Annotated in this window: 6 protein-coding genes and 1 pseudogene; 2 read left to right on the top strand and 5 right to left on the bottom strand. The window is 65.9% G+C overall.

The annotated features are described in order from the left end of the window. Positions 1–279: pseudogene (locus tag B2J89_RS20645) on the top strand (RNA helicase); the annotation flags it as partial. 162 nt (positions 280–441) lie between these two features. On the opposite strand, the gene B2J89_RS20650 reads toward B2J89_RS20645, so the two are convergent. The 3 genes from B2J89_RS20650 to B2J89_RS20660 form a co-directional block, all read right to left on the bottom strand. Further along, a complete protein-coding gene (locus B2J89_RS20650) occupies positions 442–1,083 on the bottom strand; it encodes a peroxiredoxin (protein ID WP_169170731.1) in 642 nt (213 codons plus the stop codon). 104 nt (positions 1,084–1,187) lie between these two features. Then, positions 1,188–1,550, bottom strand: coding sequence for a BON domain-containing protein (locus tag B2J89_RS20655; protein WP_240965107.1), 363 nt, complete (start codon positions 1,548–1,550; stop codon positions 1,188–1,190). A 227-nt stretch (positions 1,551–1,777) separates the two neighbouring features. Further along, the gene (locus B2J89_RS20660) at positions 1,778–2,704 is read right to left on the bottom strand and encodes a LysR family transcriptional regulator (RefSeq protein WP_169170733.1); all 927 of its coding nucleotides are present in this window, start codon (positions 2,702–2,704) and stop codon (positions 1,778–1,780) included. 122 nt (positions 2,705–2,826) lie between these two features. On the opposite strand from B2J89_RS20660, the gene B2J89_RS20665 reads away from it, so the two are divergent. Next, positions 2,827–3,465 carry an FMN-dependent NADH-azoreductase gene (locus B2J89_RS20665; RefSeq protein ID WP_169170734.1) on the top strand — a complete coding sequence of 213 codons (639 nt, stop codon included), beginning with the start codon at positions 2,827–2,829 and terminating at the stop codon, positions 3,463–3,465. A gap of 130 nt (positions 3,466–3,595) precedes the next feature. On the opposite strand, the gene B2J89_RS20670 is transcribed toward B2J89_RS20665, so the two are convergent. Together B2J89_RS20670 and B2J89_RS20675 are read right to left on the bottom strand one after the other, a co-directional pair. Further along, positions 3,596–4,144: an NADPH-dependent FMN reductase gene (locus B2J89_RS20670; RefSeq protein ID WP_169170735.1), complete on the bottom strand. Its 549-nt coding sequence runs from the start codon at positions 4,142–4,144 to the stop codon at positions 3,596–3,598. Between the two features lie 156 nt (positions 4,145–4,300). Beyond that, positions 4,301–4,948 (bottom strand): MetQ/NlpA family ABC transporter substrate-binding protein (locus B2J89_RS20675; RefSeq protein WP_169170736.1); only part of this gene is annotated, 648 nt, incomplete at its 5' end.

The following is a 4,948-nucleotide window of genomic DNA, read 5'->3' on the forward strand; positions in this document are numbered from 1 at the left end:
GGCGGCGGTGGTGGCAATCGCTTCAGCGACGCCCAGCCGCCCCGCGAGAACGCCCACCTGGGCACGCACGGAGGGCACAGCATGCCGTCGAGCCGCGGCTCCGGCCCCTCGGGCCAGCCCGACCCGATGCGCACCAGCGTGGACAGCATGGCCGAGCGCGGCCGCCGTGGCGGCGGCTTTCGCAGCGGTGGTGGCGGCGGCGGATACGGCGGTGGCAACAGCGGCGGCGGTCGTGGTGGTCCGCGCGGCGGTGGCGGCGGCGGCGGATATGGCCGCTGATCCTGCGCTGGCATAGCGAAGCGCCTATACAGCAGCAGGTCCGCTAGCGGACCATCCCTAGAAATAGGCACATGCTGCCCACAGCAAAAAACCCAGGACCCTCACGGAGCCTGGGTTTTTTCATTCCGAGGGCGACCGGCCCTCGCGGTTGAAGCAAGCCGCTCAGGGGCCGGGCTGGGGCGTGATGCGCAGGTAGGGCTTGACGGTCTTGAAGCCCTTGGGGAAGCGCTGGGCCAGCTCGGCCGGGTCTTGCAGGCTGGGAACGATGATCACGTCTTCGCCGTACTTCCAGTTCACCGGCGTGGCCACCTTGTAGTTGTCGGTGAGCTGCAGCGAATCGATCACGCGCAGGATCTCGTCGAAGTTGCGCCCGGTGCTGGCCGGGTAGGTGAAGGTGGTTCGGATGACCTTCTTCGGGTCGATGATGAACACGCTGCGCACCGTGGCGGTGGTCGAGGCGTTCGGGTGGATCATGTCGTACAGGTTGGCGACCTTCCTGTCGGCATCGGCCAGGATGGGGAAGTCCACCTTGGTGTGCTGCGTCTCGTTGATGTCGTGCACCCAGTCGGTGTGCGACTGGAGCGGGTCGATGCTGACGGCGATGGCCTTGGTATTGCGCTTGGCGAACTCGCCCGACAGGGCCGCCGTCTTGCCCAGCTCGGTAGTGCACACGGGCGTGAAATCGGCCGGGTGCGAGAACAGCACAACCCACGAGTCGCCCGCCCACTCGTGGAAATGGATAGGGCCGGCCGTGGATTCCTGCGTGAAGTCGGGGGCTGTGTCGCCGAGTCTGAGGGTTGCCATCGAGTCGCTCCTGCTGGTGTGAAGACGGACGATTTTGCGCCTCCACCGCTTGAAGTCCAAACAAATATATCGTTGTGAATTAATCGCAAAAGCATCTATGGCGGTCAGGGCGCCACCACCTCCAGTTCGTTGACGACGGCCTCGACATCGTCCAGGCCGCGCACCAGCTGCTCCAGCGCCTGCGCCTGCTCCGGGCTGCGCACGCAGCCCCGCAACCACACCCAGCGCCGCTGGCCCAGCGCCCAAACACTGGTGTCGGCAAAGCGCCCATCGACCTGCACCGCCTTTTGCACGCGCTCCATGATCTCCGCGTCGTACAGGTAGGCGTTGGGCAGGCGGCAGCGCCCCGCGCGAAAGCAGCTGGTGCCGCGCTCGGCGCGGCCATGGGCCTGGGCCTGCATCTCGCTCAGAGAGACCTCGGGCCCCGGTGGCACAGGGCACTGGGCGATCGCCAGGGTGAGCTGCATAAACGGGTCATTGAAATAATTGCGGCGCTCCTGCGCCACCGCTGCGCAAGCAACAACCGCCAGCGCCAGCGCCACAGCCCGCACAGCCCGCACGGCCCGCTGTCCGCCAGGCGCGGGCCTGGCGCCGTGAAGGGATGTATCCATGGCTTTCATACCCTGCTCCTTGATGTGCTGCGCCACAGCACCAGTTCGCCTTTTACCCTTGCCGCATTGCAACGGCCACAGCATCACCCCGCGCGCACGCGGCTGGCCAGGCTGCTGCTCCCGGGCATGGTTTCGCCCAGAAAGTCGAGAAAACGCCGCACCGCCGGCGACAGGCCGCGGCGCGACGGAAACACCGCATGCACCACGCCGCGCGGCGGCGCCCATCCGGGCAGCAGATGCACCAGCCGGCCCGAGCGCAGTTCGTCGTGGCACATGTAGTCGGGCAGCCAGCACATGCCGGAGCCGGCCAGCGCCGCGAACTTGAGTGTCAGCAGGTCGTCGGCCACATAGCGCGGGCTGTGCTGCACGGTCTGCTCGCGCCCGCCCGCGCCGACAAGGCGTAGCACGGATCGCCCCTCGGCGGCCGACATGGCCACGCTGTCGAGGCGGGCCAGGTCTTCGAGCGTTTGCGGCGTGCCTTGGCGGGCCAGCAAATCGGGGCTGGCCACCAGGATCTGCGCGGAATCATCAAGCCGCTTGACGACCATGCTGCCGCTGTCGTCCAGCGTGGCGCGCACGCGCAGCGCCACATCCACGCCCTCCTCCACCAGGTTGACGACGCGGTTGCTGACCTGCATCTCGATGCGCACCAGCGGGTAGCGCGCCAGAAAGAGCGGCATCAGCTCGCCCAGAACGGTCTGCGCCAACGTCACCGGGCAGGCCACGCGCACCGTGCCGCGCGGCTCGGTCTGCACCTGGGCCACCGTGTCCCACGCTGCCTGGGCCGACTCGCGCAGGGCCTGGCAATGGCGCAGATAGGCCTCGCCCACCTCGGTCAGCGAGAGCTTGCGCGTCGTGCGCTGCAACAGGCGCACGCCCAGCTGGGCCTCCAGCTCGGACACGCGGCGCGACAGGCGCGATTTGGGAATGCCCAGGGCGCGGCCGGCGGCGGCAAACCCGCCCCGCTCGACCACCTCGGCAAAGTACAGCATGTCGTTGAGATCTTGCATGGAGATTGTCCTATTGATAAGACAATCTATCGCAAAACAGCCTACTTATCAAACAATCGAGACAGTCTCACAATCCATTCATCGCCACACACCGTGGCCGCCACATTCTTCAGGAGCACTCCATGCAATTGCTGCACATCGATTCCGCCATCACCGGCGCCCAGTCCGTCTCGCGCCAGCTCACGGCCCAGATCGTCGCCGCCTGGAAGGCCAGCCACCCCGGCACGCAGGTCGGCTACCTCGACCTCGTGGCCAATGCGCCGGCCCACTTCACCATGGACGCCATGGCCCCGCGCACCGGCCAGACCGACAACCTGAGCGAAAGCCAGCAGCGCGAGAACGCCGTCTCCGAGCAGCTGGTGAGCCAGTTCCTTGCGGCCGACGTGGTGGTGATCGGCGCACCGTTCTACAACTTCAGCATCCCGACCCAGCTCAAGGCCTGGATCGACCGCCTGGCACAGCCCGGCCGCACCTTCCGCTACACCGCCAACGGCCCCGAAGGCCTGGCCAAGGGCAAGACCGTGATCATCGCCTCGACCCGCGGCGGCGTGTACTCCACCAGCGAAGGCGGCCGCGCCATGGAACACCAGGAGAGCTACCTGCAGACCGTGCTGGGCTTCTTCGGCGTGACCGACGTGCGCTTCGTGCGCGCCGAGGGCGTCGCGATGGGCGAGGCCGCCAAGGCCGCCGCACTCGAGAGCGCCACGCAGGCCATCTGCACCCAGGCCGCCAACCAGCCGCAGGTGGTCGAGGCCGCCTGAAACGGCGTGGCATTGCGCCACGCCCTGCACAAAAAAACCCGGTGGATACCGGGTTTTTTGCTTTCATTTACATGAAATCGGGCTCAAACGCCCGCTGATAAAGCGCTAGCAGCTATTGATTCAATAGCCATCAGGCATGCTTTTTGACCCAGGCCACATAGTGGTCCATCCAGCCCTGGAGGAACTTCTTGCTGCCTTCGCCGATGTTGCCGCCAGCATCGAACAGGCCTTCCTTGGCGTGGACGAAGGCCTCGGGCTGGCCCATCGCCGGGACATCGAGGTAGGCCAGGATGTTGCGCAGATGCTGCTGCGCCATCGCCGTCCCGGCAGCGCCGATCGACGTACCGATCACGCCCGCCGGCTTGCCGGCCCAGGCATTCTGGCCATAGGGGCGCGAAGCGTTGTCGATGGCATTTTTCAGCACGCCGGGCACCGAGCGGTTGTATTCGGGCGTGACGAACAGCAGGCCCTGCGCCGCCTTGACTTCCCCCTTGAGGCGCAGCACGGACGGCGCCTGCTGGCCGTCGTCGTCCTGGTTGTACAGCGGCAGGTCATCGATGCGCAGCTGCGTGAACTGAAAATCTGCCGGCCCCAAGCGCGCCAGCGCCGTGGCCAGCTGGCGGTTGAACGAATCCTTGCGCAGGCTGCCGACGATGACAGCGATCTGGAACTGGCTCATGGATGCTCCTTGAACGTGGAAAAGGCCGTGAAAGCACGGGCAAAACCACTATAGAGCTTGGCCATGCTTCCTGCAGGGCATGCCAGTCCGCCGCCGTTCACTATTATTTCAATAGCCTCCAGCGCTTTACCGACAAGCGCTGGAGCCCTGAAACACTCAGAACGCCGGCAGCACCGAACCCTTGAACTCGGTCAGGATGAACTGGCGGATTTCCTCGGAGTGGTAGGCCTTGAGGAGCTGCGCCACCCAGGGCTTGTCCTTGTCGGCTTCGCGCACCACGATCAGGTTGGCGTACGGGCCCTTGGCGTTTTCCTGCGCGATGGCGTCGGTCTTGGGGTTCAGCCCGGCCGAAATGGCGAAATTGGTGTTAATGGCCGAAGCGTCCAGGTCGTCGAGCGAGCGCGCCAGCTGGGCCGCGTCCAGCTCCACGAACCGGAGCTTCTTGGGGTTGCTGACCACGTCGAGCGGCGTGGCCTTGAGGCCGGCGCCGTCCTTGAGCTTGATCAGGCCCTTTTCCTGCAGCACCAGCAGCACGCGGCCGCCGTTGGTCGGGTCGTTGGGAATGCCGAACTTGGCGCCGTCCTTGAGGTCTTCGAGCTTTTTGACCTTCTTCGAATACAGGCCGATGGGGAAGTTGACGGTGGTGCCCACCGACACGATCTTGTAGCCGCGGTCCTTGATCTGCGCGTCGAGGTAGGGCTTGTGCTGGTAGCCGTTGGCGTCGAGGTCGCCCGAGGCCAGCGCGGCGTTGGGCTGCACATAGTCGCTGAACTCCACCACCTGGATCTTCAGGCCGTCCTTGGC

Source organism: Acidovorax sp. SRB_24, assembly GCF_012931925.1.

What these genes read in the sequence shown, in the direction of transcription:
- B2J89_RS20670 (WP_169170735.1), bottom strand. Translation starts at nt 4,144, where the DNA reads ATGAGCCAGTTCCAGATCGCTGTCATCGTCGGCAGCCTGCGCAAGGAT.
- B2J89_RS20660 (WP_169170733.1), bottom strand. Translation starts at nt 2,704, where the DNA reads ATGCAAGATCTCAACGACATGCTGTACTTTGCCGAGGTGGTCGAGCGG.
- B2J89_RS20650 (WP_169170731.1), bottom strand. Translation starts at nt 1,083, where the DNA reads ATGGCAACCCTCAGACTCGGCGACACAGCCCCCGACTTCACGCAGGAA.
- B2J89_RS20655 (WP_240965107.1), bottom strand. Translation starts at nt 1,550, where the DNA reads ATGCAGCTCACCCTGGCGATCGCCCAGTGCCCTGTGCCACCGGGGCCC.
- B2J89_RS20665 (WP_169170734.1), top strand. Translation starts at nt 2,827, where the DNA reads ATGCAATTGCTGCACATCGATTCCGCCATCACCGGCGCCCAGTCCGTC.